The organism is Pseudoalteromonas rubra (assembly GCF_005887115.1).
In the GTDB taxonomy this organism is placed as follows: Bacteria; Pseudomonadota; Gammaproteobacteria; order Enterobacterales; family Alteromonadaceae; genus Pseudoalteromonas; species Pseudoalteromonas rubra_F.
In genome coordinates, this window is sequence record NZ_PNCJ01000025.1 from 11904 (window position 1) to 38494 (window position 26591).

The following is a 26591-nucleotide window of genomic DNA, read 5'->3' on the forward strand; positions in this document are numbered from 1 at the left end:
TCTGTCGATGACAAAAAGTGCGCTGCTAAAACATGGTAATATAAGAATGACCTTGCTCCTGGTCCTGTTCGCTCCGGTGGTGTCGGCAGCTACATTCTGGCAAGTCTCAGGCTCACAGTCACCGCTGCTGGTGGCCTTTGTAGCTGGGACCTTACTCAGTGCCAGTGTTGCAGCTATTATCGTCAGTCAGCAGCCATTGCACCGGTTATTGTATGCCACCACAACCGCAGTGGTGTTGGCATACCTCGCCAATACGACACACTATTTTTCTTACCTGCTGGCACCGCTGCTGGTGTTACATGTTTGGCTGGCGCTGCGATCAGAACAGCTGAGATTCCAGGTGGTCACAGGTCTCAGTGCCTGTGCCGCCACATTGGCATTGGCTGGCGTACTTTATTGGCAGCTAACACCGGGTTTACTGGTCGCCGCCTTATTACCGATGTTTCTGGCCGAACTGATGTTAGCAAGAATGCCTCAGGTGCAGGTACCACAGGCAGGTAACGAGGAAAGTAAAACGGCTGACATTCTGGCGCTGCCCGACAGGGCTGGTTTTCGCAGTGCATTTTATGACTTCCGGCAGCGAGACCCCAGTGCAGCTATGTTAGTCATGATCCGCCTTGAAGGGTTTCAGCAGGTGAATTTTCATCTTGGCCGTGAGTTTGGTGATCTGTTATTGGCCCAGTCGGCGAACCGTATAAAACAACATTTACAGCATCCTGATGTGATGCCAGTGCCGTTGGGGAATGATGTATCCCGGCTGGCGCATTTGGGCGGGTTGCACTTTGTATTTGTTTGTAGTCTGGTTAATCAGCACCACCTGCATGAGCAGATGATCAACGAAATCATTGAAAGCACGCTGAAACCGTTCAATGTAGGTAACTGCACGATAGAGGTTAAGGCGCGTGCCAGCTATGTGAATTGTGACGAAGAACAGGGACAATTTGAAAACCTGTTAACCTGTGCATTTTTGGCACTGGATAGTCAACCTGACAGCTCTATTGCACCTTATCTGCAACAAATGCAAATCAATCGACTAGAGCAGCAAGCCCGTTTGGCCGAGCTGGCTCACATTGACTTCAGAAAAGAACTGGAACTGTATTTTCAACCTGTTGTGCGCAATGAAGATGGTGATATTGAATTTCTTGAGCTGTTGTTACGTTGGCAACATCCCAAACAGGGAATTCTGGCGGCGGGCAAGTTCATCGAGGACATCCGTATAGCGGGTCTGGCATTACCGGTTGCACAGTATGTGATTGAGCGCGCAGCTGAGATTGCCTTAGCGCTGCGTGTTGAAGGTATTTCAATGCCACTGAGTCTGAACCTGTTTGGTCCGGAAATGTTGCATGAAGAATTCATAGAGTTTATTGATCATGTTCTGCTGGAGCATCAGCTAAAGCCTGGGGATTTGATCATTGAATGCCCTTCCAGTTTATTTACCAGCCTTGACCCTCAGGGCATCGCTATGGTGTCGCGGTTACGTTCAATAGGGATACGCCTGTGTATCGACAGCTTTGGGGAAACGCCGGTTACTTTATCGAAGTTGCCTCAATTGACCGTTGACTATGTCAAGCTGGGTCGTTCACTCACCTTGGACCATGGCAATCAGGGGTCGTTCAAAAGTGTCGTGCGTGGCATTGTTGAAATGCAACAGATCCAGGAATGTAAAGTGATCTGTGAAGGTGTTGAGTCACCAGAACAACTTCAATTTGTGAAAAGTCTGAATACCTTTGCTGCGCAGGGTTATTATTTTGCCAGACCTTTAAGTAGCGTTGGGATGATCAGCTGGCTGAAGCAATGGCGTTGGGAGCACCCGGAAGATGCATCTGGTTCGCCTCAGCCAGACTCACATTAAACGTCTGCCTTGCGTGCCTGTAAGTAGCTACAAACCAGAGAAGCCAGTACCTGACCGGCATCACTGATCCCTTGCTGCAGTCCCTGAGGGTGGTGTTCAGGTGCGGCTTCGCATAAATGCAGGTAACGGGCGTTGTCCTGACTGGCAGCCATATGGACAAAATGCTCGGCGTCATTGACCGTAAACCCACAGTTTGTGTAGGCACTAACTGGCATGCCTGAGATTGCATCTACATCAACCTCGACGCCCAGCGGAGCGTCGACTGCAAAGCGGCGCAGCCCGACATTACAGGCCTCAGTGAGGGTGAGTTTACGCCGCACCAGAATATCCTGGTAACTGCTGTAGCTGAATCCGGCCTGATCTAATGCACTGATAATGGTGTGGTTATTTTTCTGTTCATGCATACCGACAACATGGTAATCCGACAGATAACCCTGCTCATAAGCATAGCTAAAGCCGTTACCTGAGTGGCGTCCCTCAAGTGCACGAAAGTCAGCATGCGGGTCGAAGTTAATAGCCTGACACGCTTGTTGAGAGCTTTGCGCCAGTGCCTGCAACAGACCAAAACAGTTATTGTGGCCGCCACCAATCACGATGGGCGTGAGCCCGGCATCAAAGATGGCTTTCATCACAATGCTGACACGCTCATCTAGTTGGGCATTCAAGGTGCGTAACTGCGCGAGTTGTTCAGTATCTCGGTTGTCCAGATCAGCCCCTTGTTGTTGCAAATCGTCACATCTGACCTCACCTAACAGTAAGACGTCATTCGGGGTCAGAAAACGGTTGCAGGGCAAGTTAAGAAAACGCTGTAAAAATGCTTGCCACCCCAGGTGCGCGCCACCCCGGCCACAGTTTGCCCGGGGACCCAAATCTTCGTTAATGGCAACCAGTACATACTTAATGCCAAATTGCGCCGCATCGCGCAGAGCCTGAGTTAAGTCCTCTTTGGGTTGCAGGTATGACAAGGTTTGCCAAAAGCGTTGTTCATTTTCTCTGGTGTGACTATATGCGGTGATATCCGCTTCGCTGTAGATATGAAGCCAGTGGTTACTCATAATATTGGTCGATCATTGGAGTTAAACAGGGCAAAGGTAGGCTTTGCCCGAATGAAATAATTGCAGGCTGTGCTACTCGCTCTGCTCGTCGTCGACTTCCAGTAGTAGCTCTTCTGCAGAAATAATAATGCCCGTTGCATCGGCATACAGGAAATCATCATCGTAGAAAGACACGCCCGCGAAGTTAACTGGAATGCCTTGCTCACCACTGCCATGGCTGTCAGCGGCGACAGGAATGGACGCAATAGCCTGGATCCCAATGTCACATTCTTCCAGCTCTTCGACATGTCGCACTGCACCATAGACGATAATACCCTGCCAGCTATTTTCGATTGCCAGTTCAGCAAGCTCAATGTCGATGAGCGCACGACGTGTTGAACCTCCGCCATCGATCAGGAGTATCTGACCGGTGCCATCTTGCTGTAATGTCTGGTTAATCAGCTCATTATTCTCAAAGCACTTAAGCGTTTTAATACGACCACTAAAGGCGCTTTGACCCCCAAAATTGATAAACATTGGCTCCAATACGTCAACGGCATCGGCAAAATGGTCACATAAGTCGGAAGTGCTGTAATCCATACGGGCGTCCTCGAAAATAACTGAATTCAGAACCCAGTATACTCCCATTACGTAGGTGCGCAATGCTTTGAATCAACATACATAATTGTGTCACAAAAATGTCGTGGCAGTGTTATTTAGCTCTTCTATGCTGAAATTGTGAACAAATGTAAGCATGAACTATGAAAACACAGATCATTAAACTCGATACGGCGCTGTATTTCGCCCTTTATAAACCCGAGTGTAAGCCCTGGTTCAAAATGGTGATGTTGGCACTGTCAAAAAGCGGAAACGGTGGACTATATGTGATCCTTGGCATCCTGAGTGCACTGTTTATGGGGGAGGTGGGCCAGCAGTTTGCGCTCTGTGCTGTGGTCGCATTTGCCATTGAGCGGCCGCTTTACCTTTACCTAAAAAACCGTATCGCACGGATCAGGCCCTGTGATTGTCTTGCGGTTAAGGCCATGCTTACACCAAGTGATAAATTTAGCATGCCCTCCGGACATAGCGCCGGTGCCTGGTTATACGCTACGTGTCTGATGGAGCCTTTTCCGGCATTGGCTCTGCCATTGATGATTTGGGCATCCGGGGTGTCTTTATCGAGAATTGTGGTTGGTGTGCACTATCCAATAGATGTCATTCTGGGCGCGATAATAGGTAGCGGTTGTGCTTTGCTGGCAATAGGAGTTGTAGGGGAATTATGAAGATCTTATATGGCGTACAAGGGACTGGCAACGGCCATATCACTCGTGCACGGGTGATGGCTGAGTGTTTTACCCGTTTGGGGATCGATGTTGACTATGTATTTTCTGGCCGACCAGATGAGCGTTATTTTGATATGTCGGTGTTCGGTGAATATCAAACCCGGCGCGGGATCAGTTTTGCGACAAAGCATGGTCGGCTAAATTATCAGGGCACGCTCCAGCAGTTGCGTCTGGGCCGCTTTGTCAAAGATGTGCGGGCCTTTGATATGCGCGGCTATGATATGGTCTTCAACGACTTTGAGCCGGTGACTGCCTGGGCGGCACGACGGGCAAAAATCCCTGTGGTTGCAATGAGTCATCAAAGTGCCTTTTTATCACCTAATGTGCCTCTATTTGGTGGTAATTTTTTACTGCGTTCACTCATTCGCTGGTTTGCGCCGGCTGATATTCATCTTGGCGTGCACTGGCAACCCTTTGCAGAAAACATAGTACCCCCTTTTATTCCATATCAGCCCGGTGACTTTGGTAATCAGTCGGTTGCCAATAAGGTTTTGGTGTATTTGCCGTTTGAGGATTTGTCTCACATTGTTGAGCTGCTTAAAGATTTTCCGGATAAGGAATTTTATTGTTACCACCCGGATGCGCACAACACCTCTATTAACCATATCCACCTGCGCTCGCCTTCGCGCGACGGCTTTATCCGTGATCTGGCCAATGCGTCCGGCGTAGTGGCAAATGCCGGCTTTGAGCTGTCCAGTGAAGCATTGAAGTTTGGTAAAAAGCTGCTGCTCAAGCCTTTACAGGGACAGTTTGAGCAGCAAAGCAACGCGATGACATTGCAATCCCTGGGGTTGGCGCAGGTGATGAATTATCTTAATTCCGAAGCTCTGGATGAGTGGCTCGAATCTCCAGGTGGGCAGCAGATTAATTTCCCAAGTGATGCGACGCCACTGGCGCTGTGGCTAACTAAGGGACAATGGAGCAATGTCAGTGAACTGCATGACACGCTCTGGCAGGCGGTGCTCAATAAAGCACCAAGGGCTGCTTAATTAATGCGCAAATAGTAATAAAGTCGTGTAAAAATGATAAATAGTGCGCGGCGATGCTGACGGAATAATCTATACTTATTGCAGGTCTTGTAATAATTGGGTAACCGTATGGCATTTCTGGAAAATCTGACCATTAAACGGCGCTTGCAGTTGAATGCGCTGGTTGTGGGTGTGGCTTTAGTCGTTATGCTGGCAGTGATCATGATCGAAGCCAGTACCATGCGCAAGCTGAATGAAACCATTCAGTACGCGGAGGAGCTGGATATTCATGAGCTCTCTATGCGCAAACACGAGAAGAACTTTTTGTTCTATAAAGATACTGAGGCACTGGATTTATATGCCAAGGATTACAGCGAGCTGCAGCGTAAAGCTGCTCTACTGGACGAGATTTTTGCTGATTTCGGTATCGACGATAGCAATTTACGTGAATTCGAACGTCTTGCGCAAACCTACGTGGACGACTTTAACAACGTCGTTGACCTGCAAAAAACCATCGGCTTGCATCCTAAAGACGGGCTGTACGGTGCGCTACGTAGTGCCGTACATGAAGTCGAAACTATGCTAAAGCAGCAAGAACGCGACGATCTGTTGGTAAGTATGTTAATGCTCCGCCGGGCCGAAAAAGACTTTATGCTGCGACTGGATTTAAAATACCTCAAGAAGTTTGACGATCAAATCAGCAAATTTGAGGGACAGGTTAAGTCGGCGGGTTTTGACGGCCAATATGAGCGTCAGATCCAGGCATTGATTAAGCAATATCAAACCCGCTTTAGAAATTTGGTGGATGCCCAGACTAAGCTTGGCCTGGATCTTCAAAGTGGTGCCCTGGGCAGTATGAAGAAAAGCGTTGAGCAAAGCGATGCTGTCGTCGCACGGATTGTTGAGCAGGCAAAGCAAGCCGTCACAGAGAATACGCAAATGGCGCAGATGGCTGCTCTGCTCATTTTTGTTGTTGCCTCTGTGGTGGTGATGTTGTTGGTACTGTCAACCAGCCAGTCAATTATTCGCCCGGTTGAGCGGGTTTATCAGACCATAGAGCGGATCCGCCGCGAGAATAATTTGCGCATTCATATTGAACAGACGGGTAACGATGAAATTACCCTGATGACCAAAGACTTCAATAGCTTGATTGGCGACTTTAAAGAGCTGATTGGTGATGTGAACAGCGCGCTGGCAATCATTAATGATGCGACTCACCATCTGTCTGATACCACGGCGCAAACCAGTGCCGGTATGAGTGAGCAGCTGCACGAGGCCGATATGGTGGCAACGGCGGCAACCGAGATGCAGGCCACGATTCAGGATATTTCACACAATACCGAAGCGGCTGCAGAAAAAGCCGAGTCTACTAACAAGAATGCCCAACTGGGTCGCACCGAAGTAACCTCGACCATTGAGCATATCATGCAGTTGTCTGAGTCTTTGGGTGGGGCATCGGATGTTGTGGGTCAACTTGAGCGAGATGGTGAAACCATTGGCTCCGTCCTCGATGTGATCAGGGGTATTGCTGAACAAACCAACCTGCTGGCGCTGAATGCGGCCATTGAAGCCGCCCGTGCCGGTGAGCAGGGTCGGGGCTTTGCGGTGGTGGCAGACGAGGTCCGCTCGCTGGCACAGCGTACTCAGGATTCGACTCAGGAAATTGAAAGCATCATTTCTACCTTACAACAGCGCACCCGTGAAGTGGTGAATATTATGGAGCAGTGCCGTGAGCAGGGTAACGAGAGCGTGGCTCAGGCTGAGCGCGCGGGTGATTTACTGGGCATGATCACCGAAGATGTACAAACCATTATGGAAATGAGCACCCACATTGCGACAGCCATTGATGAGCAAAAACAGGTGGCATCTGAAGTGAACAAAAATGTGGTTAAGATCCGTGATATTGCACAGGTGGCCTCTGAACATGCCAGCAGTAATGCACAGAGCAGTGAAGAACTCTCAGAGCAAGCCCGTAATTTGTATGAATCGGTAGAAAAATACCAGGTATAACCTAACAGGGTTAGATAAGAGAAAAGGCGACCACACAGGTCGCCTTTTTGATTATCAGGGCATAAACTTGATCGGCACATCGTGCCGTGCTGACACACGCTGCTGATAGTCTTGCCACAGTGCCTCGTGCTGTTCGCTCAGCTTTCTCAGGTATTGCCAGCTAAACAACCCTGAGTTGTGCCCGTCGTCAAACACCAGTCTGACCGCATAGTGGCCAACCGGCTCAATCTGACTGATGGTCACATGTTGCTTGTTGAGTACCAGTTGCTGCTGACCTGGGCCATGTCCCTGCACTTCGGCTGAGGGCGAATGGACACGCAAAAACTCGGCACTGAGCGAGTGAGTCAGGCCATCATCAAAGTGCACATCGAGTGTTTTTTGCACTTTGTGGTAATGTAGTTTGGTCACTTGATACATAGGCATAAAAAAGCCCGATCCAGGACCGGGCGATTATCCGTTAAAGAATAAAGCGGCTCAGGTCTTCGTCCTGAACCAGCATATCCAGATGTTTATCGACATACGCGGCGTCTATCGTCAGCGACTCACCGGCTTTGTCGGAAGCGTCGAATGAAATTTCTTCCATCAGCTTTTCCATCACAGTATGCAGGCGGCGGGCACCGATATTTTCTGTCTTTTCATTTACTTGCCAGGCAGCCTGGGCAATGCGTTCAATCGCATCATCATTAAATTCGATGCTGACACTTTCTGTGTTCATAAGCGCCTGTTGCTGCTCGGTGAGCGATGCGTGCGGCTCTGTCAGAATACGTTTAAAGTCTTTTGCAGTGAGCGCTTCCAATTCAACACGGATCGGTAAACGACCTTGCAGCTCAGGAATAAGATCAGAAGGCTTGGCCATCTGGAATGCACCTGATGCAATAAACAAAATATGATCTGTTTTTACCATGCCATGCTTAGTGCTGACTGTAGAACCTTCGATAAGCGGAAGCAGGTCGCGCTGTACGCCTTCGCGGCTGACATCCGGACCTGATGCTTCGCCACGCTTACAGATCTTATCAATCTCATCGATGAACACGATCCCATTTTGCTCTACGGCAAAAATGGCCTGTTCTTTTAGCTCTTCCGGGTTGACCAGTTTAGCCGCTTCTTCTTCGATCAGCAGCTTGAAGGCTTCTTTAATTTTTAACTTACGGCTTTTCTTTTTGTCGCCCGACAGATTCTGGAACATGCCCTGTAACTGATTGGTCATCTCTTCCATGCCTGGCGGGGCCATGATCTCTACCTGAGGCGCTGTTTCAGCGATGTCGATGTCGATCTCTTTGTCATCCAGCTGGCCTTCACGCAATTTCTTGCGGAACACCTGACGCGTAGAGCTGTTGTCGCTTTGCTGAGTTTCACCCCATGCGTCTTTCGCTGGCGGCAGCAGGGCATCCAAAATACGCTCTTCCGCAGCTTCTTCAGCGCGGTGTTTGTGCTTTTTGGTTTGCTGCTCGCGGGTCATTTTGAAAGAGACTTCTACCAAATCGCGGATGATGGTTTCGACCTCTTTGCCAACATAGCCTACCTCGGTGAACTTGGTGGCTTCAACTTTGATAAATGGCGCGTTCGCCAGTTTGGCCAGACGACGGGCGATCTCGGTTTTACCTACGCCAGTTGGGCCAATCATCAGGATGTTTTTGGGTGTAACTTCGCTGCGCAGTTCTTCAGGCAGCTGCATGCGACGCCAGCGATTTCTTAGTGCGATGGCGACGGCTTTTTTGGCTTTGTCCTGACCGATAATATGTTGGTCAAGCTCATGAACGATTTCTCTGGGGGTCATTGCTGTCATGGCAATTCCTATTACAATTCTTCGATGGTTTGGAAATTGTTGGTAAAGACGCAGATGTCGCCTGCGATTTTAAGGCTCTTTTCCACAATTTCTCGGGCACTCAGGTCGGTGTTTTCAATCAGCGCAGTGGCTGCGGCCTGGGCAAAGTTACCGCCACTGCCTATGGCTATCAGATCGTGCTCAGGTTGCACTACGTCACCATTACCTGTGATGATCAATGATGCAGTTTCATCTGCAACAGCCAGCAGTGCCTCTAACTTGCGCAATGCTCTGTCGGTGCGCCAGTCTTTTGCCATTTCAACGGCCGCGCGGGTCAGGTGACCCTGGTGCATTTCCAGTTTGGTTTCAAAGCGCTCAAACAGGGTGAACGCGTCGGCAGTGCCACCGGCAAAGCCTGCAAGTACTTTACCGTTGTAGAGGCGACGCACTTTTCTGGCGTTGCCTTTCATTACCGTATTGCCAAGAGAGACCTGACCATCTCCGCCAATTACGACTTTGTCGCCTCGGCGAACACTCACGATAGTTGTCATAGTATTCCTTAATCAGGAGGCTTTAGCCTCACCTGTAAATTCAATTAGGGTAGAGATAGGGACGATTTTGCGAAGATCAAGTCCACTTCCAAATCCCACAGCTGACGATGTTTACTCGTTCCAGCTTATTCTTGTCGCTCTCTGCGCCTCGTTTGGTTTCATAGGGGCCCAGGCGCACTCGATACCAAACACCATTCGACCCTTCGGTACGGCGTATCTCGGCTATCAGGCCTGCAAATGCCATTTTGGCCTTCATTTGCTCAGCCTGTTTATAGGTTCTGAATGAGCCGCATTGCATCTGGTATGGGCCTTTGCTCTCCAGTTTTTTCACCTCAACGACCACTTCATGATCTTTGATGTCCTTTATAAAGTCAGGCGGACGAGGAAGATCTTTTTCTACTTTGGGTTGCTCAGCTTGTTTTGCAGGCATTGGGCTGCTCGGCTGTACCTGAGGTTCGCCGTGGTGTTTGATATACCACAGGCCATAACCAAAGGCACCAACTAGCACCAGTGTCAGGGCCGCAAAAACCTTAGGAAAGGGTTTGCTGACCTTTCCTTTGGCGGCTTTTTTACCGCCTGGCTTCTTATTTATATAGTCGTGTTGTGCCATAACGTTTTTTTAATAGGTATCCATAGGGTCAACGTCAATACTCCAGCGCACTCTATTGGCTAGTTTATGCTGGCCAATATAATCAGCCAGTTGCGCCAGGTATTGATGCAGTACTTTGCGCTGCGCTGCCTGAATATGCAATTGATATCGGTATTTTCCGGCCAGGCGTTCCATCGGCGCGGGGATCGGTCCGAGTAATTGTATACCAGGGTAGGGGGTGGCTGGAACCAGATCCGATAAAAACGCCATGACCAACTGTGCATTGGTGGCTTCAGCTCGGATGAGGGCCATGTGACTGTAAGGTGGCATCTGGGTTTCTTCGCGCTCACGCAAAGCATAGCGAGCGAAGTCCTGGTACCCGTTGTTGACCAGATCTTGTAGTAAGGGGTGTTCCGGGAAGTGAGTTTGCAGCAGCACAGTGCCCGCTTCGCCGCTACGTCCTGCCCGCCCAGCTACTTGAGTTATCAGCTGAGCCATGTGTTCTGTGGCGCGAAAGTCACAAGAATACAGCCCGCTGTCAACGTCGAGGATCACCACCAGATTGACGTCGGCGAAGTGATGGCCCTTGGCGAGCATCTGAGTGCCGATCAGCAGTCGGGCTCCTCCCTGGTTAATTTCATCCAGTGCACTTTCGAGACTGCCCTTGCGGCGGGTAGAGTCGCGATCAATGCGATGCACAGGAAAGTCGGCAAACTGCTCGGATAAGAACTCTTCCAACTGCTCTGTACCATACCCTGTTGGCATGATTTGGGTGCTGCCACAGTCGGGACATTGCACAGGCACAAAGGCTTGCTCGGAGCAGTGATGACAGATCAGTCTGCGCAACGATTTGTGATAAGTGGCGCTGGTGCTGCAGCGGTCGCAGTTGCTGAGCCAGCCACATTCATGGCAGATCAGGGTGGGGGCAAAGCCTCGTCTATTGAGAAACACCATAACCTGTTGCCCACGAGCCAGGGTGGCTGAAATGGCATCCAGACTGGTCTTAGCAAACCCTGCCTGTTCAGCTTGCCCTTTCATATCTACTAACACAAAGCGGTTATCTTGCTGGGTTTGTGCTCGCTTAGTGAGCGGGAGTAGTTGATAGCGGTTCTGCAAGGCTTTGTGCAAGGTTTCCAGCGCTGGGGTGGCAGTGCCTAAAATCAGCGGAAACTGGCTCTGGGCGGCGCGATAAGCAGCCAGATCGCGGGCATGGTAACGCAATCCATCTTGCTGTTTGAACGAGCCATCATGTTCTTCATCGACCACTATCATGCCCAGAGTCTGAAAAGGCAAAAAGATGGCTGAGCGGGTGCCTATCACCAATGCTGATTCACCCTGCTCAGCACGGCGCCAGGTATGTAAGCGCTCATTGTCAGTCAGGTTTGAGTGCCAGAGATCAATCGGTAACCCCTCAAAGCGGCGTTTAAAGCGATTTACAGTTTGTGGTGTCAGGCCTATTTCTGGTACCAGCACCAATGCTTGTTTGCCGCTGGCCAAAATGGCCTCCAGGCTTTGTAAATACACTTCTGTTTTACCACTGCCCGTGACACCTTCAAGTAAAAATGTACGAAATCCGGTTTCACTGTTGATGGCACTGCAAGCAGTGGCCTGCTCAGGATTTAGCCTGGGTTTTGTGCCCAGTTGCAATGGGGCAGATTGCCAGTCGGTGACGGTGCGCAGTTCTGCCTGGATCAGGCCTTTTTCTAACAATGCTTTGATCTGTGCTTGCGAGAAGCCGAGAGTTTTCAGTTCACTGGCGGTCGCATCTCCGGCGCTGCGCAGTTGTTCAAGCAAAGCCAGTTGCTTTTTGGCCCTGAGTTGTGTGGTTTGACGTCCTGTCTCAGTGAGGGTCAGTACAGGGACTTGCGTTTTATCAACCTGCTCTCCCTCGCGCAATGCACCAGGCAGGGCGGTGAACAGGGTTTCGCCTAACGGGTGGCAGTAATATTGTGCACTGAAGCGCAAAAAGCCAAGATGCTCGGGTGACAAAATAGGCGTAGTGTCTAACACTGACTCGATTGCTTTTATTTTTCCATCAGGTACGTCACTGTGTGCTTTCAGTGCGACCACGATGGCAATGCAATCTCGGTTGGCGAATTTGATCCGAACCCGGCCTCCGATGCACGGTTGCTGCTGCGGATCAAGGCGGTAATCAAAGGTTCTATGTAAAGGCACTTTTAAAGCGACTTCGGCGAAGCGCATGGAGACTCCGGCATCTGAGTATCAAAGTTAAGGATAGCTGTCTGATTGTGTTTAAACATGCAATCAGAACCGGCGCTCAGTATACCGTAACAGCGTAAAATTGCATGTGTATGCTGACACAGCGTGCTTTTCGTTTGGTGACTCACGACGTTATGGTGAGATTGCACAAAAAATAGCTGCTAATTTGCATTTATTGCTTGTGGATCATCTTAATTGACCCTAAAATACGCGTCCACAATTTTTGTATAACTACGTATGGTGCCAGACTTCGGGTTTGGAGAGCGATACGGCCTTAACTAGAGGTGCCCTATGAAAGAAGGTATTCATCCTAAGTACGAAACAATCACAGCAACTTGTTCGTGCGGTAACAAATTCGAGACTCGTTCAACACTGTGTAAAGACATCCACCTGGACGTTTGTTCTGCATGTCACCCGTTCTACACTGGTAAGCAGAAGATTCTAGACACAGGTGGTCGTGTTGATCGCTTCAACAAGCGCTTTGGCGCGCTTAGCAGCAAGAAGTAAGCACTACTTTTGCTGTAGAAAAAGCACCTTCGGGTGCTTTTTTCGTTTCTGCTCTTTGTTTTTCAATCTGGCGCTCGCCTTTTTCATTCAGAGCCAAGTGGACGGATCAGTTCGGTTTGGTTAGTAAAGTTTCCAGTATAAAGATATCAATTGTCAGCAAATGGCTGTGCTTGCTAGTCACTGCAGAGATTGGCTTTATGACAGTCCAGTTGTGATCTGCTTTAGCGTGAATGACCATATTCAGCTGATTAATATGCATAGCTATCCGCTATAAACTCAGTTGCATAATTCATTAAATGCTGCGAAATAAATACAAAAAGAAGTTAAAATGTACAAAAATTCATGAACCTGTTTTCTTGGCTCGCTTTATTTATTTCATTTATATTCTGCATAAAAATGACGCTATTTTGAACTGAAAGTGACACTTATCAGATCATTTATTGTGAGTTAACTTTGCCGAAAAGTAGCAAAAAAGTCGCTAAATTTTGCTAACTGTCAACTATCTTTGCTTTAACAGGATAGACCTGATATCGCTTGAATTAATTTTTAAAAAAGGTATGGTTTAAAGCAGTTAGCGAATTTTTTATCTCACTCTCACTTTCAACTTCTTCGTTAGGAAAAAATCGCGTCATGTCAGACTTTCGTGAACAAGCGTTACATTATCATGCCCACCCCGTTCCAGGAAAAATCAGCGTTGAGTTGACCAAGCCTGCGGAAACCGTCAAGGATCTTGCCCTGGCATACAGCCCAGGTGTTGCAGAACCAGTCCGTGAAATCGCTGCCGATCCCAGCAATGCTTATCGTTACACAGGTAAAGGTAACATGGTTGCTGTTATCAGTAATGGTACTGCGATCCTGGGTTTGGGTAATCTTGGTCCTCTGGCGTCTAAGCCAGTGATGGAAGGTAAAGCGTTACTGTTTAAACGCTTTGCAGGCCTGGACTCGATAGACATTGAAGTTAAACACCGTACCACAGAAGACTTTATCAACACAGTTGCCAATATTGCCGATACCTTCGGTGGCATCAATCTGGAAGATATTAAAGCACCTGAGTGTTTTGAGATTGAGCGTGCGTTGATTGAGCGCTGTGATGTGCCTGTATTCCACGATGACCAGCATGGTACGGCAATCGTTACTGCTGCGGGTATGCTGAACGCGCTGGAGATCCAGGGCAAGAACATTCATGACGCTATTATTGTTTGTCTGGGTGCAGGTGCCGCTGCCATCGCCTGTATGGAGCTGTTAATCAAGTGCGGCGCGCAGCGTGAGCACATTTATATGCTTGACCGCAAAGGTGTCATTCACACACGTCGTGATGACTTGAATGAGTACAAAAAGCTGTTCGCCAATAACACCGACAAGCGCACTTTGCAGGATGTGATTGAAGATGCAGACGTGTTCGTGGGCGTGTCTGGTCCGGACCTGTTATCTCCGGAAGATCTGAAACTGATGGCTGACAAGCCTGTGGTGTTCGCGTGCTCTAACCCGGATCCTGAGATCAGCCCGGAAGTGGCGCATGGCGCACGTAATGACCTGATCATGGCAACGGGCCGTTCAGACTATCCAAATCAGGTTAACAATGTACTGTGTTTCCCGTTTATTTTCCGTGGTGCACTAGATGTGCGTGCAACGGCCATTAACGATGAAATGAAGATTGCGGCAGTTGAAGCGATCCGTAGCATTGCCAAAGAGCCTGTGCCTGCAGAAGTACTTAAAGCGGCGGATGTAGACAGTCTGGAATTTGGTGAGCATTACATCATTCCCAAGCCGATGGACCCGCGGTTGTTGCCGCGTATCGCCAAAGCGGTTGCTGAGGCGGCGGTTGAGTCTGGTGTGGCGCAAATAGAAATGCCAGAAAATTATATGGCATAAGCCCATCAGAGCAAAAAAAAGCCTCACACTGTGAGGCTTTTTTTGTTGTTATTTACTGGCGTTGACAAGATTACTCTTCGTTAATCTCTGGGATCTCCAACCCCATTTCAGTCATTATCTGACGCACTTCTGCCGGGATCTTCTCCGGATTATCTTTGCGCAGGTCCTCATCACCAGGGAGCGGCTGGCCGGTAAAGGCATGCAGAAATGCCTCACACAGTAACTCACTGTTAGTCGCGTGGCGCAGGTTGTTAACCTGACGGCGGGTGCGCTCATCGGTCAGCACTTTGAGTACGTTGAGCGGGATAGAAACAGTAATCTTTTTTACCTGTTCTGATTTCTTACCGTGTTCTGCATAAGGGTGAATATATTCACCGTTCCATTTAGCCATAGTGGTGTACTTGCCTCAGTGTTGTAGATGCAATGCGAATAAGACTGCGTACTGTGTATGGATCCAACCGTGACACGCAGGCTCTCTGTTGGCAATGTTGCACGTCATTTGCCATAGTTTAAGCTCAAATACTCAGTCTTATTAGCATAGAGTTCGCGTTGAGTGGCGAAATTTTATCGGTTTAAAAAAGATAGTCAAATACTAGTTATTTAGCCATTTAGCAGTATAAATGTTTTGACTTCTAACTTTTGTTCATCTAACCTTTTAGACGTCTAAACATCTAACTTAGCCAGGTGACCTATGAGCCAAAGCAACAAGTCAACCATAGCGGTACGTACAGGCATTGATGCTGATAAGCATCATGGTGCAGTGGTGCCCCCGCTTTATTTGTCGACCACCTATTCATTTGCGGACTTCGATAAGAAGCGTGACTATGATTATGGCCGCAGCGGCAACCCGAATCGCGATATTCTTGCGCAAACGCTGGCGGAGCTAGAAGGTGGGGCTAAGGGTATCATTACGGCCACCGGGATGGCTGCAGTGCACCTGGTAACTCAGTTGCTGAATGCCGATGATACTTTGGTGATCCCACATGACTGTTACGGCGGCAGCTATCGCTTATTTACCTCGCTGGAAAAGCGCGGTTTGCTCAAGGTCAAAGTGCTGGATCTGACACGCAGCGAGAGCTTGCAGGAGATTTTGGCCATCAAACCTAAGCTGGTCTGGATTGAAACACCCAGTAACCCCATTTTACGATTAACCGATATCAAAGCGGTCACCGACGTAGCTGCACAGTGCGGTGCACTGGTCGCGGCCGACAACACCTTTTTGTCGCCGGCGTTGCAAAACCCCATCGCATTTGGTGTCGACATCGTGGTGCACTCAACGACTAAATATATCAATGGTCACTCGGATGTTGTCGGCGGCGCGGTGATCGCCAAAACCGAGGAACTCGGTGATGAGCTGGCCTGGTGGGCGAACAATATCGGTATCACGGGCGCGCCGTTTGACAGTTACCTGACTTTACGCGGCTTGCGTACGCTCAATGTGCGCCTGAAACAGCATCAGGAGAATGCGCTGGCGATTGCGCGTTACCTTGAGCAATCTGAGTTTGTCAGCCAGGTATATTACCCAGGGCTGGAAAGTCACCCGCAGCATGCGTTGGCAAAACAACAGCAACAAGGCTTTGGTGGCATGGTGAGCTTTGACATTAAAGGGGAATTGGCAGATGCAGCTAAGTTCCTGACCAGTGTAAAGCAATTCTCGCTGGCCGAATCGCTGGGCGGGGTTGAGAGTTTGATCTGTCACCCGGCAACCATGACACATGCCGGTATGGATCCCGCAGCTCGCCTCGAAGCGGGCGTCGGCGATACGCTGATCCGTATTTCCGTGGGGATTGAAGAGATAGACGACTTATTGGCAGACCTGGCGCAGGCTTTTGCCGCGGTGAAAGCCGCACAAGGCAGCGCCAGTGATAATGCGAAGGCCTTCAAGCTTTCGCCAGCACATACGGCATTGTGGTAGAAGAAATGACAAAAGCAGTACATAAATTCGGTGGTTCAAGTCTGAGCTCAGCGGCACGCTATCAGGCAGTTGCCAATATCATCATTGGCCACTGCCAAACTGGCGACTGTATCGTGGTATCGGCGGCTGGCAAAACGACTAATACTCTGGTTGCCTTGTGGCAAAGCTATCAGCAGCAGGATGAGCGTGCTTTCAGCGATATATTGCTGCAGGTTGAAAATCATCAGGTGCAGCTGATCAGTGAGTTGTTTTCTGCTGTCCAGCAGGACCAGCTGGCATCTGAGTTACGAGATGAGCTAAGCAGCATTGGCCGCCAAGCACAGTCCCGCCAGTTGCAGGAGGCGCCACTACTGGCATTCGGCGAGGTTTGGTCGGCACGTTTACTCGCAGCCCTGTTGAACTCGCTGAATATTGCTGCACAAGATGTAGATGCGCGCTCGCTGTTTACTCAGCACCAGGGGCAGCTGATGCATGGCCAGAATCGCCTGGCCTGCCATCAGGCACTCAACCAGGACAAAATTTATATTGTCACCGGATTTATTGCTGCCGACAGTGCGGGCAATACGGTTACGCTAGGGCGCAATGGCAGCGATTACAGTGCGACATTGTTAGCCAGCTATCTGGATGCGGCGTCTGTGTCTATCTGGACAGACACTCCTGGTGTGTTCAGTACCGACCCACGTAAAGTGGGTAATGCCATAAAATACAGCAAGGTATGTCGTGCACAGGCGAATTTGCTGGCACGTCTGGGCAACCCGGTTTTGCATGCAAAAACCCTGTCACCACTGAAAGAGACCGCGATTAAGCTGCAGGTACGCAGCAGCTTTGACCCTGATGTGCAAGGTACCGAGGTGGTTAAGCAAGGTTACAGTAAGGAAAAACGCTTTGTTACTACCTTTGGTGACCTGGATTTATTGCGCGTTGATACGTTGGCTTCCGGTGAAGTGGGGGCGCTGAGCCAGCTTATTCAGCATGGTATTCATCACTTTAATCAGAACGGCGAAGATTATCTGTTGGTGCCCAGCGAATTCACGCATCAGGTGGTATTGCGCCTGAGCGGTCGGGTAACCATCGTTGAGTCTCACTTACGCGGATTTGCCATTGTGGCGCCGTGTCCTGATATTGCGCCATTAGTGCGTCAGGCACAGGCTGTGTTGGATGAGCAGGCAGTCGTAGTGCGCTTTACTCATAGTGCCACAGACTATGCTTTGTTCCTTACGGACCAGGCCATTGACAGCGATGTTTTAGCTATCTTGCACGATAAACTGGTAAACAAAGGCCGTGAACTGGCGGTGATCATCGCCGGGCTGGGTAATGTGGGTGAAGTGTTCCTCAGTCAGTGTCAGCAGCAAATTGCACGTTTGCAGAGTCAGTTTGATCTCAAAGTGGTCGCGCTACTGCGTTCACAAAAAATGGTGTTCTGCCCCAGCGGTTTGACCTTGTCTCAATGGCAACAACAGTGGCAAAGTGAAGCGCAGGATTACTCACATGAAGAGTTGCTGGATCGCATCAGTGAGCTTGATTACGAACACAAAGTGGTGATTGATATTACTGCCAGCGAAGCATTTAGCCAGCTTTATCCAGATTTTGCAGCACACGACTGTCATTTGATCAGTGCCAACAAATATGCAGGTACAGCCCCACATGACTGGTATCAGGCATTACGCACTCAGCTCCAAGAGCGAAATTTGCTGTGGCGTTATAACACCAGTGTTGGCGCTGGGTTGCCAGTGAATTTTGCGCTGGCCGATCTGCAAAACAGCGGCGACAGAGTGGTCCGAATTGAAGGGGTGTTTTCGGGTACCTTATCCTGGTTGTGCAGCAGCTATGACGGTTCACGTCCTTTTTCCGAGTTAGTATTGGCTGCGCAAGAAATGGGTTACACCGAACCTGACCCCAGAGAAGACTTATCCGGTCGGGATATGCAACGCAAATTGTTGATCTTGGCCCGTGAACTGGGATTGCAGCTTGAGCTGGACGATATTGCATTAGAGGCCCTGATGCCTGACGCGCTGGCACAAGGTAGCTGGGAATCCTTTTTGGCGCGCAAAGCGGAGTTAGATACTTTTTATCAGCAACGCAATGATGCGGCACGCGCTAGTGGTAAGGTGCTGCGTTATACTGGGGCGTTAGAAATCGATGCATCGGGTGCGGTTCACGCTAAAGTGGGTATTGCAGAGGTGGCTCAGGGCAGCGCGATTGCGAATTTGACCCCCGGAGATAATATTTTCGTTATTACGACTCAGTGGTATGAACAAAATCCGTTAGTGATCCAAGGGCCTGGTGCAGGTAAAGAGGTCACCGCGGCGGGGATCCATTCAGACTTGTACTGGTTAACGCAGCAACTGAGATAATAGTGTTTTTTATGAAATAGAAAAGGCCGGTCACTGACCGGCCTTTTAAGTCATGATTATCAGAACAGCTCTTCGGTATCCGGCAGTTGCTCCTCAAACGGAGTACTTGAGCCAGTATCCAGTACGTATTTGCTGGGTGCTGTGCCCCGTTCAAAATATTCAAAGCGACTGGTGTGATCGTTACGTTCACTCAGTAATCCGGTTTTCAGGTCGATACGCACCGACACCAGGCCGGGAGGCGGATCAATTGGCGCCAGAGGCTCGTTTTCCAAGGCCGCGCGCATAAATTGCACCCAACCTGGTAACGCAGAGGTGGCACCGGCTTCGGCACCGACTACCTGTTGCTTACCCAGATTGGCATTGTAGGCAGCGCGACCCAACGACTTACCCGGGTCGTCAAAGCCAACCCATACTGTGGTTAATATGTTGCGGTTAAAGCCCGTAAACCAGGTATCGACCGAATTGTTAGTGGTGCCGGTTTTTCCTGCCAGATCCTTACGCTTAAGTGCCTGGGCACGCCAGCCAGTGCCACTCCAGCCAGTTTTGTGTTTCCAGCTACCACCTCCCCAAACTACGCTTTTCATTGCATCCGCGATTAAAAACGCATTTTGCTCGGAGATGATACGCGGTGCACAGGTGTATTGATCCACTTCCCATTCATCCTCAGAGCAGACTCTCAGTGGCTGGGCTGCACCGAGCAGATTGCCGTAGCTGTCGGTGAGCTTTTCGATAAAATAGGTTTCGACCAGGTGGCCACCATTGGCAAAGGCACTCATGCCTCGCGCCATTTCAAGCGGGGTCAGAGAGGCACTCCCCAGAGCCAATGACTCACTGCGCACGATGTCTTCATTATCAAAGCCAAACTTCAGAATATGGTCGGCCGCTTCGTTGAGCCCCATGCCTCTCAACAGGCGCACAGACACTACGTTTTTCGACTGAGCGAGTGCGCGGCGGATACGGATTGGGCCGCTGTAAACGTCGGGGCTGTTCTTGGGACGCCAGGCCACGCCCATACTTTTATCCCAGTGATTTATGGGGGCGTCGTTGATGATGGTCGATAAGGTATAACCGGCTTCCAGTGCGCCAGAATAGATGAATGGCTTGATGTTAGAACCAACCTGACGCTTGGCCTGAACGGCGCGGTTATACTGACTTTGCTGGAAACTGTAGCCACCCACTAAGGCTTTGATACGGCCACTTTGTGGGTCAAGAGAAACCAGTGCACTTGCGGGTTGTGGCAGCTGGCTGAGCAACCAGTCCTGAGCTGTTTCACGCACCCAGATTTGCATCCCAGGCGCCAGAATGTCGCTTGCTAGTTTGGGTGGCAAACCCTGACGACGTTCCGTGATATAAGCGCGTGCCCATTTTAATCCAGACCAGGGCACAGTGATCTCAGTGCCATTCTTCAACAATACGGTTGCGCTTTGCTCGTCAACTGCCGTAACAACCCCGGCGCGCAAAGGGTCTATTTCTTTGACCGTCTGGAGCTTTTCCAGGATCTGAGGGGGTGACCAGGGTAATTCTTCTGCCTGCCAGTATTGTGCCTCAGGTCCGCGGAAGCCATGGCGCATATCGTAGGCGTGCAGGTTGTCGATTAGTGCTTGTTGTGCAGCTGCCTGAATATCTGATTCGACCGTAGTATAGACCTTAAAGCCTGAATTATAGGCCTGATCTTCACCATAGGTCTTCACCATGTACGCGCGCACCATTTCTGATATGTAAGGCGCGTAGAGCTCTATTTCTGCACCATGGCGCTTGGCGGTGATGGGGGCCTGGGTGGCTTCATTGTATTGAGTCTGGGAGATATAGCCCTCGGTGAGCATTCTGCCCAGTACCACGTTACGGCGCAATTTTGCTCGTTGTGGATTACGAATTGGGTTTAGCGCAGAAGGGGCTTTGGGTAAACCTGCCAACATGGCCATTTGTGGCAAAGTGAGCTCATGAAGCTCTTTGCCGTAGTAAACCTGAGCAGCAGCCCCGATCCCAAAGGCGCGGTGACCCAGTTCTATTTTATTCAGATAAAGCTCCAGAATTTCATCTTTATTCAGCAGCCGCTCGATATGCAGGGCGATAAAGATTTCCTTCACTTTGCGGATGTAGGCTTTTTCCCGGGTCAGGAAGAAGTTGCGTGCCAACTGCATGGTGATGGTACTGGCACCTTGTTTTTTCTCACCTGTACTGACCAATACGATAAAGGAGCGCACTATGCCTATTGGGTCGATGCCAAAGTGGTCATAAAAACGGTTATCTTCTGTCGCCAAAAAGGCTTTGAGTAAAGGCTCGGGAATATCGTCGATTTTAACCGGAATACGGCGTTTTTCGCCAAACTGGTTGATCAGCTTGCCGTCGCGGGTAAAGACCTGCATTGGGGTTTGCAGCTGTACATCTTTTAAAACCTTAACACTGGGAATGTCGGATTTAACATAGTAATAAAGGCCGAACAGGGTAAGCAGGCCCAGTGTCGTGCAAAGCAGTATAAGTTGTAGTAATCTTTTTAATAAATTCACGAATTTATCCCTAGCGAGACTCCCAATTACAATCGGACGCTGTTAGTATATCCTGATTAAAAAACGATTAATAATTTTTGCGTAAATTACTTTGTGCCTGATTAAGGTGCGTGGGAGTGTGGCCGAAAGTTGGCAGGTAGTATAACGCTTTTCGCCAAACCGTACCTAAATGACTAAACTCTTAATTAAGACAGTACTGTATTCTGGATACTTGGGCTAATCACATGCTGCGTCAATTCTTAAAAAAACAAGCACCCATGATGGTCGGGGTAGACATAGGGTCACACTGTGTAAAAGCCGTTTTGCTGGCTGAATCGAGTGCCGGATATCGGGTAGAAGCTGTGGCCATTGAACCTTTACCTAAAGGCGCGATGAAAGAGCGAGCGATTCAGGACATTGAAGCGGTCGGTAAGGTCATCAGTAAAATTCGCAAGCGTCTACCTAAAACCACGCATTTCGCTGCCGTTGCCGTATCGGGACAAACGGTCATCACCAAAATGATCTTCATGGATGTATCCTTAAGCGATGCTGAACTAGAATCGCAAATTGCCATTGAGGCTGACAGTCTGATCCCCTATCCACTTGATGAAGTGAGTCTGGACTTTGAAAAGTTAACCGTAAATGAAGCAGACCCGTCTAAAGTCAATGTGCTGTTGTCTGCGGCAAGAACTGAAAGTGTTCAGGCGCGGGTCAGCGCGTTAGAAGAAGCGGGTTTAAAAGCCAAAGTGGTGGATGTTGAAAGCTATGCACTGGCGCGTTCTGTGGATGTTTTATATGGTCAATTACCTTCGGATGCCTATGATAAAGTCGTGGGTATCATAGATATAGGGGCAGTGGTGACTTTGGTCAGCGTTGTGCAGTCAGGCAAAACTTTGTACACCCGGGATCAGGTATTTGGGGGCGAGCAGTATACCAATAGCATTGTAGCCTATTATAACAAGAGTTTTGATCAGGCTGAGCTGGCAAAAACGACCGGAGATCTGCCGCCAAACTATACCTTCGAGGTGTTAGCGCCATTCCAAACCTCGTTGCTTCAGCAGGTACGTCGTGCACTACAAATGTTTATGACAACCAGTGGTCAGGAGCAGGTTGATTATATTGTACTAACAGGTGGTACAGCTCAGGTTGAAGGGCTTGATCGTTTACTCGTGGATGAGCTTGGCGTTCATGCGATTGTGGCGGATCCGTTTGCGAATATGGAAATTGCGCCGAAAGTAGACAGAGGTGTACTGAGCAACCACAGAGCACAGTTTGCCATTGCTACTGGTCTGGCATTGAGGAGCTTTTCATCATGCCACATATAAATTTATTGCCCTGGCGGGAACAACAACGGCAAGCTTCTCAACAAAAGTTCCTGACCATTTTAGGTGTGATTGTCGCTGCCAGCCTGGCGCTGATGTACGGGATCGGTGCATTTTACGATACGCTCAGAGAAGGGCAGGAAATTAAGAACCGCTATCTCTCAAGTGAAATTAAAAAACTGGATAAGCGGATTGGCGAGATACAGGGACTCAATCAACAAAAAGAAAACCTGCAACGCCGTATCCGCTTGATTGAAGAGTTACAAAGTAATCGAAACTTGGGCACTCAGCTGATTGACGAAGTCGCGCGTGTGGTACCTGCGGGTGTTTATCTGACCAGCCTGGAGCGTCAGCAAAACATGATAAAAGTGATTGGGCGCAGTGAATCTAACAACCGTTTGTCGCAAATGCTGCGGGCGGTTGAGTCATCCTATTTGTTACGAGACCCTTTGCTGCAGGGCATTGTTGCCGGTGAGCGTGAAGAACGTTTGCTGAGTAACTTTACAATGAATTTTTACGTTAAAACATTCGCACAAATGGAAAAAGAGCGTGCAGAGTCAGCTCAGACCAAGCAGGCGGGGAACTAGGCCATGAAATTTGACCTGAAATCGCTGCAAGAGATCGACTGGAACGAGATTGAACTGGATAATATCGGCGAATGGCCGATGCCGGTTAAAGCCATTTGTTGTGTACTGGTTGTGGTTGTGATGCTGGTGGTTGGCTACAGTATGTTAGTGTCTGCATCTGTGGCTAATTTTGAGCGTGCGGTGAAAGAAGAAGAAGACTTGCGAACCAGCTATCGGATTAAATATGGCCGGGCCAATAACCTGGAATTATACCGTCAGCAAATGAAGGATATGGAAGCGCAGTTTTCTCAGCTACTAAGAAAATTGCCGACTTCAAATGAAACGCCGGGGCTGCTGGACGACCTGACCTATGTGGGAACATCGAGTGGACTGACCTTTTTAAAAATTGGCTGGCTGCCCGAGGTGAAAAAAGAGTTTTATACTGAGTTACCAATCAACCTTGAGGTGGTCGGTACATATCATGAGTTTGGTGAGTTTGTCAGCAAAGTGGCGCAGTTACCACGGATAGTAAGTTTGCACGATTTTCGTATTGAAGGTGCAGGTAATAATCAGTTGGTATTCAGTGTGGTGGCAAAAACCTATCGCTACGAGCAGGAGGCTGATTAATGAAGCGTCTGTTCGTCATACTGCCACTGGTATTGCTCTCAGCATGTAATGATAACACCGCAGAGCAAAAAGAGTTTATCGATCGGGTGCAGGCAAACGCGACGCCGAGCATAGACCCTATGCCTGAAATGGCACAGTTTGAGCACTTTCCATACAGTGCTGGTAAATTGCGTAGTCCTTTTGTAGCTCCGCAACCTGAAGTCATTGAAAGTCGACTGGTGCAAGTGAAAAACTGTCTGCACCCAGACCCTAATCGGCCACGGGATCCGTTAGAAAAGTACGCTTTAGATAACCTGATTATGAAAGGAACCATTACTCGGGGTGAGACTATTTGGGCGCTGATCCGTGCTGGCGAGCAGGGCTTGTTCAGAATAAAGAAAAATGAATATATGGGCTTGTATCACGGTAAAGTTGTCAGTGTACAAGCCGACCATCTCGAACTGATGGAGTTGATCCCTGATGGGACAGGGTGTTGGAAAGAGCGCTTGAGCAAAGTCGAAATGGTGGAAGCCGAGGACATCGGTGCCGGTGAATAATAAAAAGGTGAAAATATGATTGCGCGCGACGGGATCAAATACGTTGTGAAAACTCTGATGGGCAGCTTTTTAATGGGTACTGTGCTGTTCGCTCATGCTATGCCAATGCTATACGATGTTCGTTACAACCCGGTACCAACCGGCGAAACAGAATTACAGCTTGTCTTTGATGAAAAGCTGGCCATTGAACCAAAAGTACAGGTACTGAACGAACCTGCACGTATCGAGCTGTTTTTTCCTGATGCTGAGTTCGAGGAAAGCCTTGAATTACTAAAAGTAAACAAAGCTGGTATCGAACAGATACAGAGCAGAATGGAAAATGGCGGCTTTGTGCTCAGTGTGCAAATGAAAGCCCTTAAACTCTATCGTACCGAGGTAAAAAACAACCTGGTCTATGTCAAAGTATCCGACCAGCCCATTCCGGTTGCGAGCAATGAAGCACAGACAGACACGCTGCACAGTGCGATGAATCGGATCCAGAATATTGACTTCAGGCGAACAGAAAAAGGGGCTGCGCAGATTTTGGCCTTTTTGGATTCCAGCCAGGCGGCAATAGATGTACAGGAACGGGGCGGGCAAATCTTTGCTGATTTTCATCATATCGATATCCCGGATGAATTACTGTATGAACTTGATGTGGTTGACTTTGGCACTGTCGTCAGCACGGTAGAAACGTTCCGGGAAGAAGGGAAGAGCCGGCTGGTGATTAAGCCCAATGGTGCATTTAAATTCACTTATCAGCAACTGGATAACATTTTTACGCTGACAGTCGAAAAAGACGATCAGGAATTCTCTTACACAGACAAGAAGAACTATCTGGGTCAGCCGATCACACTGAACTTTCAGGACATTCCCATTCGTTCGGTGCTTCAGATCATTGCCGATACCAATAACTTTAACCTGGTCACGAGTGACTCCGTCACCGGGAACATCACGCTGCGTCTGGACGGCGTTCCCTGGGATCAGGCATTAGATGTGGTGCTACGGGTTAAAGGGCTGGACAAGCGTATGGAAGGCGCCATCTTAATGGTGGCACCGTCTGAGGAGTTGGCAGCCAGAGAAGCAAAAGAACTGCAGGCAAAACGCCAGGTCGAGGAACTTGAGCCTTTATATAGTGAGTATATTCAACTCAATTATGCTAAAGCAGAGGAGTTTGCTGATCTGCTTAAAACAGATGAAAACTCAATCATCAGCTTACGCGGCAGTGTATCGGTGGATAAGCGGACCAATACCTTATTGATCAAAGATACATCGCGCAGCATTGAGAATGTCAGACGTATGGTAGAGACGCTGGATGTGCCAGTAAAGCAGGTACGTATCGAGTCTCGCATGGTGACGGTATCTGATAATGTTCAGGAAGATTTAGGGATCCGCTGGGGGTTCAGTGACCAGCAAGGCACCGATGCGATTTCCGGCACTCTGGAAGCCACCAATAAGTTGTCTGGGGGAACCATCCCTGACTTGACCGAGCGCTTAAATGTCAACCTACCGGTGCAAAACCCGGCAGGCAGTTTGGGCATGCATATTGCCAAGTTATCAGACGGAACGCTGATTGATCTTGAGTTGTCTGCGTTAGAACAAGAGAACAAGGGCGAAATTATCGCGACACCGAGTATCACGACAGCAAACCAGAAAACGGCGCGCATCGAACAGGGTACAGAGATCCCATATGTAGAGTCTGCATCCAGCGGTGCATCTACCGTTCAGTTTAAAAAAGCGGTGCTAAGTCTGGAGGTAACACCACAGATTACGCCAGACAACAAAATTATTTTAGACCTTGTCATAACGCAGGATACGCGCGGTGATACAGTACAAACAGCCAATGGTCCGGCGGTGGCGATTAACACGCAACGGATCCAAACACAGGTATTGGTAGAAAATGGTCAGACAGTTGTATTGGGTGGTATTTATCAACAGGAAATGACCAATGCGGTGAGTAAAGTGCCTGTACTGGGTGATGTGCCATATTTAGGTGTCCTATTTAGGAACACACGAGAAATCAATGAAAAGAGAGAGTTATTGATTTTTGTGACGCCTAAGATCATGCATGACTCGCTCTAGTCAGACTAAAATA

22 protein-coding genes are annotated in these 26591 nt (G+C 49.1%); 13 read left to right on the forward strand and 9 right to left on the reverse strand.

The window, feature by feature from the left end; genetic code table 11:
- Positions 1-7 precede the first annotated feature (7 nt).
- Positions 8-1852 carry a GGDEF domain-containing phosphodiesterase gene (locus CWB98_RS16520; RefSeq protein ID WP_138545860.1) on the forward strand — a complete coding sequence of 615 codons (1845 nt, stop codon included), beginning with the start codon at positions 8-10 and terminating at the stop codon, positions 1850-1852.
- On the opposite strand, the gene CWB98_RS16525 is transcribed toward CWB98_RS16520, so the two are convergent.
- Entirely contained in the window at positions 1849-2907 is a 1059-nt protein-coding gene (locus CWB98_RS16525; RefSeq protein WP_138545861.1) for a formimidoylglutamase, read from the reverse strand. The two genes, CWB98_RS16520 and CWB98_RS16525, sit on opposite strands and share 4 nt — an antisense overlap.
- Positions 2908-2979: 72 nt before the next feature.
- Positions 2980-3486, reverse strand: coding sequence for a ribonuclease E activity regulator RraA (rraA, locus tag CWB98_RS16530; RefSeq protein ID WP_138545862.1), 507 nt, complete (start codon positions 3484-3486; stop codon positions 2980-2982).
- Between the two features lie 161 nt (positions 3487-3647).
- Between rraA and CWB98_RS16535 the strand changes: the two genes are divergently transcribed.
- The 3 genes from CWB98_RS16535 (at position 3648) to CWB98_RS16545 (ending at position 7207) form a co-directional block, all read left to right on the forward strand.
- Positions 3648-4169 carry a phosphatase PAP2 family protein gene (locus tag CWB98_RS16535; protein WP_138545863.1) on the forward strand — a complete coding sequence of 174 codons (522 nt, stop codon included), beginning with the start codon at positions 3648-3650 and terminating at the stop codon, positions 4167-4169.
- Positions 4166-5218 (forward strand): MJ1255/VC2487 family glycosyltransferase, encoded by a 1053-nt coding sequence (locus CWB98_RS16540; protein ID WP_138545864.1) that lies wholly within the window; start codon positions 4166-4168, stop codon positions 5216-5218. Before CWB98_RS16535 ends, CWB98_RS16540 begins: the two co-directional genes overlap by 4 nt.
- Positions 5219-5326: 108 nt before the next feature.
- Complete coding sequence (locus CWB98_RS16545; RefSeq protein WP_138545865.1) at positions 5327-7207, forward strand: methyl-accepting chemotaxis protein; 1881 nt, start codon at positions 5327-5329, stop codon at positions 7205-7207.
- A 54-nt stretch (positions 7208-7261) separates the two neighbouring features.
- Here the strand turns inward: CWB98_RS16545 and CWB98_RS16550 are convergent, their stop codons facing one another.
- From CWB98_RS16550 to priA, 5 genes are all read right to left on the reverse strand, one after another.
- Entirely contained in the window at positions 7262-7624 is a 363-nt protein-coding gene (locus CWB98_RS16550; RefSeq protein WP_138545900.1) for a gamma-butyrobetaine hydroxylase-like domain-containing protein, read from the reverse strand.
- A 40-nt stretch (positions 7625-7664) separates the two neighbouring features.
- Positions 7665-8993 carry an HslU--HslV peptidase ATPase subunit gene (hslU, locus tag CWB98_RS16555; RefSeq protein ID WP_138545866.1) on the reverse strand — a complete coding sequence of 443 codons (1329 nt, stop codon included), beginning with the start codon at positions 8991-8993 and terminating at the stop codon, positions 7665-7667.
- A gap of 11 nt (positions 8994-9004) precedes the next feature.
- The gene (gene hslV / locus CWB98_RS16560) at positions 9005-9523 is read right to left on the reverse strand and encodes an ATP-dependent protease subunit HslV (protein WP_054016975.1); all 519 of its coding nucleotides are present in this window, start codon (positions 9521-9523) and stop codon (positions 9005-9007) included.
- Between the two features lie 76 nt (positions 9524-9599).
- Positions 9600-10133, reverse strand: a complete 534-nt coding sequence (locus CWB98_RS16565; RefSeq protein ID WP_138545867.1) for an SPOR domain-containing protein — start codon at positions 10131-10133, stop codon at positions 9600-9602.
- A 9-nt stretch (positions 10134-10142) separates the two neighbouring features.
- Positions 10143-12314 carry a primosomal protein N' gene (priA, locus tag CWB98_RS16570; RefSeq protein ID WP_138545868.1) on the reverse strand — a complete coding sequence of 724 codons (2172 nt, stop codon included), beginning with the start codon at positions 12312-12314 and terminating at the stop codon, positions 10143-10145.
- Between the two features lie 309 nt (positions 12315-12623).
- Between priA and rpmE the strand changes: the two genes are divergently transcribed.
- Together rpmE and CWB98_RS16580 are read left to right on the forward strand one after the other, a co-directional pair.
- Positions 12624-12839 (forward strand): 50S ribosomal protein L31, encoded by a 216-nt coding sequence (rpmE, locus tag CWB98_RS16575; protein WP_138545869.1) that lies wholly within the window; start codon positions 12624-12626, stop codon positions 12837-12839.
- 630 nt (positions 12840-13469) lie between these two features.
- Positions 13470-14711, forward strand: coding sequence for a malic enzyme-like NAD(P)-binding protein (locus CWB98_RS16580; protein WP_138545870.1), 1242 nt, complete (start codon positions 13470-13472; stop codon positions 14709-14711).
- Positions 14712-14781: 70 nt separating this feature from the next.
- Here the strand turns inward: CWB98_RS16580 and metJ are convergent, their stop codons facing one another.
- Positions 14782-15102 (reverse strand): met regulon transcriptional regulator MetJ, encoded by a 321-nt coding sequence (gene metJ / locus CWB98_RS16585; protein WP_010386199.1) that lies wholly within the window; start codon positions 15100-15102, stop codon positions 14782-14784.
- Between the two features lie 300 nt (positions 15103-15402).
- On the opposite strand from metJ, the gene metB reads away from it, so the two are divergent.
- Both metB and metL read left to right on the forward strand, forming a co-directional pair.
- Positions 15403-16626 carry a cystathionine gamma-synthase gene (gene metB / locus CWB98_RS16590; RefSeq protein ID WP_125720256.1) on the forward strand — a complete coding sequence of 408 codons (1224 nt, stop codon included), beginning with the start codon at positions 15403-15405 and terminating at the stop codon, positions 16624-16626.
- Between the two features lie 5 nt (positions 16627-16631).
- Positions 16632-18980: a bifunctional aspartate kinase/homoserine dehydrogenase II gene (gene metL, locus CWB98_RS16595; protein ID WP_138545871.1), complete on the forward strand. Its 2349-nt coding sequence runs from the start codon at positions 16632-16634 to the stop codon at positions 18978-18980.
- 59 nt (positions 18981-19039) lie between these two features.
- On the opposite strand, the gene CWB98_RS16600 is transcribed toward metL, so the two are convergent.
- Positions 19040-21487: a penicillin-binding protein 1A gene (locus CWB98_RS16600; protein WP_138545872.1), complete on the reverse strand. Its 2448-nt coding sequence runs from the start codon at positions 21485-21487 to the stop codon at positions 19040-19042.
- Between the two features lie 224 nt (positions 21488-21711).
- Between CWB98_RS16600 and CWB98_RS16605 the strand changes: the two genes are divergently transcribed.
- From CWB98_RS16605 to pilQ, 5 genes are read left to right on the forward strand one after another with little or no spacing between them, the layout of a single operon-like run.
- Positions 21712-22791, forward strand: a complete 1080-nt coding sequence (locus CWB98_RS16605; protein ID WP_138545873.1) for a pilus assembly protein PilM — start codon at positions 21712-21714, stop codon at positions 22789-22791.
- Complete coding sequence (locus tag CWB98_RS16610) at positions 22779-23375, forward strand: PilN domain-containing protein (RefSeq protein WP_138545874.1); 597 nt, start codon at positions 22779-22781, stop codon at positions 23373-23375. The genes CWB98_RS16605 and CWB98_RS16610 overlap by 13 nt, the downstream gene beginning before the upstream one ends.
- A gap of 3 nt (positions 23376-23378) precedes the next feature.
- Positions 23379-23981: a type 4a pilus biogenesis protein PilO gene (locus CWB98_RS16615; RefSeq protein ID WP_138545875.1), complete on the forward strand. Its 603-nt coding sequence runs from the start codon at positions 23379-23381 to the stop codon at positions 23979-23981.
- Positions 23981-24517: a pilus assembly protein PilP gene (locus tag CWB98_RS16620; protein ID WP_138545876.1), complete on the forward strand. Its 537-nt coding sequence runs from the start codon at positions 23981-23983 to the stop codon at positions 24515-24517. Before CWB98_RS16615 ends, CWB98_RS16620 begins: the two co-directional genes overlap by 1 nt.
- A 57-nt stretch (positions 24518-24574) precedes the next feature.
- Positions 24575-26578, forward strand: coding sequence for a type IV pilus secretin PilQ family protein (gene pilQ / locus CWB98_RS16625; protein ID WP_249364702.1), 2004 nt, complete (start codon positions 24575-24577; stop codon positions 26576-26578).
- Positions 26579-26591: the final 13 nt, after the last annotated feature.

Excerpts from the sequence above, each read along its gene's own strand:
- CWB98_RS16535 (WP_138545863.1), top strand. The coding sequence starts at position 3,648 with ATGAAAACACAGATCATTAAACTCGATACGGCGCTGTATTTCGCCCTT.
- CWB98_RS16615 (WP_138545875.1), top strand. The coding sequence starts at position 23,379 with ATGAAATTTGACCTGAAATCGCTGCAAGAGATCGACTGGAACGAGATT.
- hslV (WP_054016975.1), bottom strand. The coding sequence starts at position 9,523 with ATGACAACTATCGTGAGTGTTCGCCGAGGCGACAAAGTCGTAATTGGC.
- priA (WP_138545868.1), bottom strand. The coding sequence starts at position 12,314 with ATGCGCTTCGCCGAAGTCGCTTTAAAAGTGCCTTTACATAGAACCTTT.
- CWB98_RS16520 (WP_138545860.1), top strand. The coding sequence starts at position 8 with ATGACAAAAAGTGCGCTGCTAAAACATGGTAATATAAGAATGACCTTG.
- metJ (WP_010386199.1), bottom strand. The coding sequence starts at position 15,102 with ATGGCTAAATGGAACGGTGAATATATTCACCCTTATGCAGAACACGGT.
- CWB98_RS16550 (WP_138545900.1), bottom strand. The coding sequence starts at position 7,624 with ATGTATCAAGTGACCAAACTACATTACCACAAAGTGCAAAAAACACTC.
- pilQ (WP_249364702.1), top strand. The coding sequence starts at position 24,575 with ATGGGCAGCTTTTTAATGGGTACTGTGCTGTTCGCTCATGCTATGCCA.
- CWB98_RS16620 (WP_138545876.1), top strand. The coding sequence starts at position 23,981 with ATGAAGCGTCTGTTCGTCATACTGCCACTGGTATTGCTCTCAGCATGT.
- CWB98_RS16605 (WP_138545873.1), top strand. The coding sequence starts at position 21,712 with ATGCTGCGTCAATTCTTAAAAAAACAAGCACCCATGATGGTCGGGGTA.
- rraA (WP_138545862.1), bottom strand. The coding sequence starts at position 3,486 with ATGGATTACAGCACTTCCGACTTATGTGACCATTTTGCCGATGCCGTT.
- CWB98_RS16610 (WP_138545874.1), top strand. The coding sequence starts at position 22,779 with ATGCCACATATAAATTTATTGCCCTGGCGGGAACAACAACGGCAAGCT.
- CWB98_RS16545 (WP_138545865.1), top strand. The coding sequence starts at position 5,327 with ATGGCATTTCTGGAAAATCTGACCATTAAACGGCGCTTGCAGTTGAAT.
- CWB98_RS16565 (WP_138545867.1), bottom strand. The coding sequence starts at position 10,133 with ATGGCACAACACGACTATATAAATAAGAAGCCAGGCGGTAAAAAAGCC.
- metB (WP_125720256.1), top strand. The coding sequence starts at position 15,403 with ATGAGCCAAAGCAACAAGTCAACCATAGCGGTACGTACAGGCATTGAT.
- CWB98_RS16580 (WP_138545870.1), top strand. The coding sequence starts at position 13,470 with ATGTCAGACTTTCGTGAACAAGCGTTACATTATCATGCCCACCCCGTT.
- CWB98_RS16540 (WP_138545864.1), top strand. The coding sequence starts at position 4,166 with ATGAAGATCTTATATGGCGTACAAGGGACTGGCAACGGCCATATCACT.
- hslU (WP_138545866.1), bottom strand. The coding sequence starts at position 8,993 with ATGACAGCAATGACCCCCAGAGAAATCGTTCATGAGCTTGACCAACAT.
- rpmE (WP_138545869.1), top strand. The coding sequence starts at position 12,624 with ATGAAAGAAGGTATTCATCCTAAGTACGAAACAATCACAGCAACTTGT.
- metL (WP_138545871.1), top strand. The coding sequence starts at position 16,632 with ATGACAAAAGCAGTACATAAATTCGGTGGTTCAAGTCTGAGCTCAGCG.
- CWB98_RS16525 (WP_138545861.1), bottom strand. The coding sequence starts at position 2,907 with ATGAGTAACCACTGGCTTCATATCTACAGCGAAGCGGATATCACCGCA.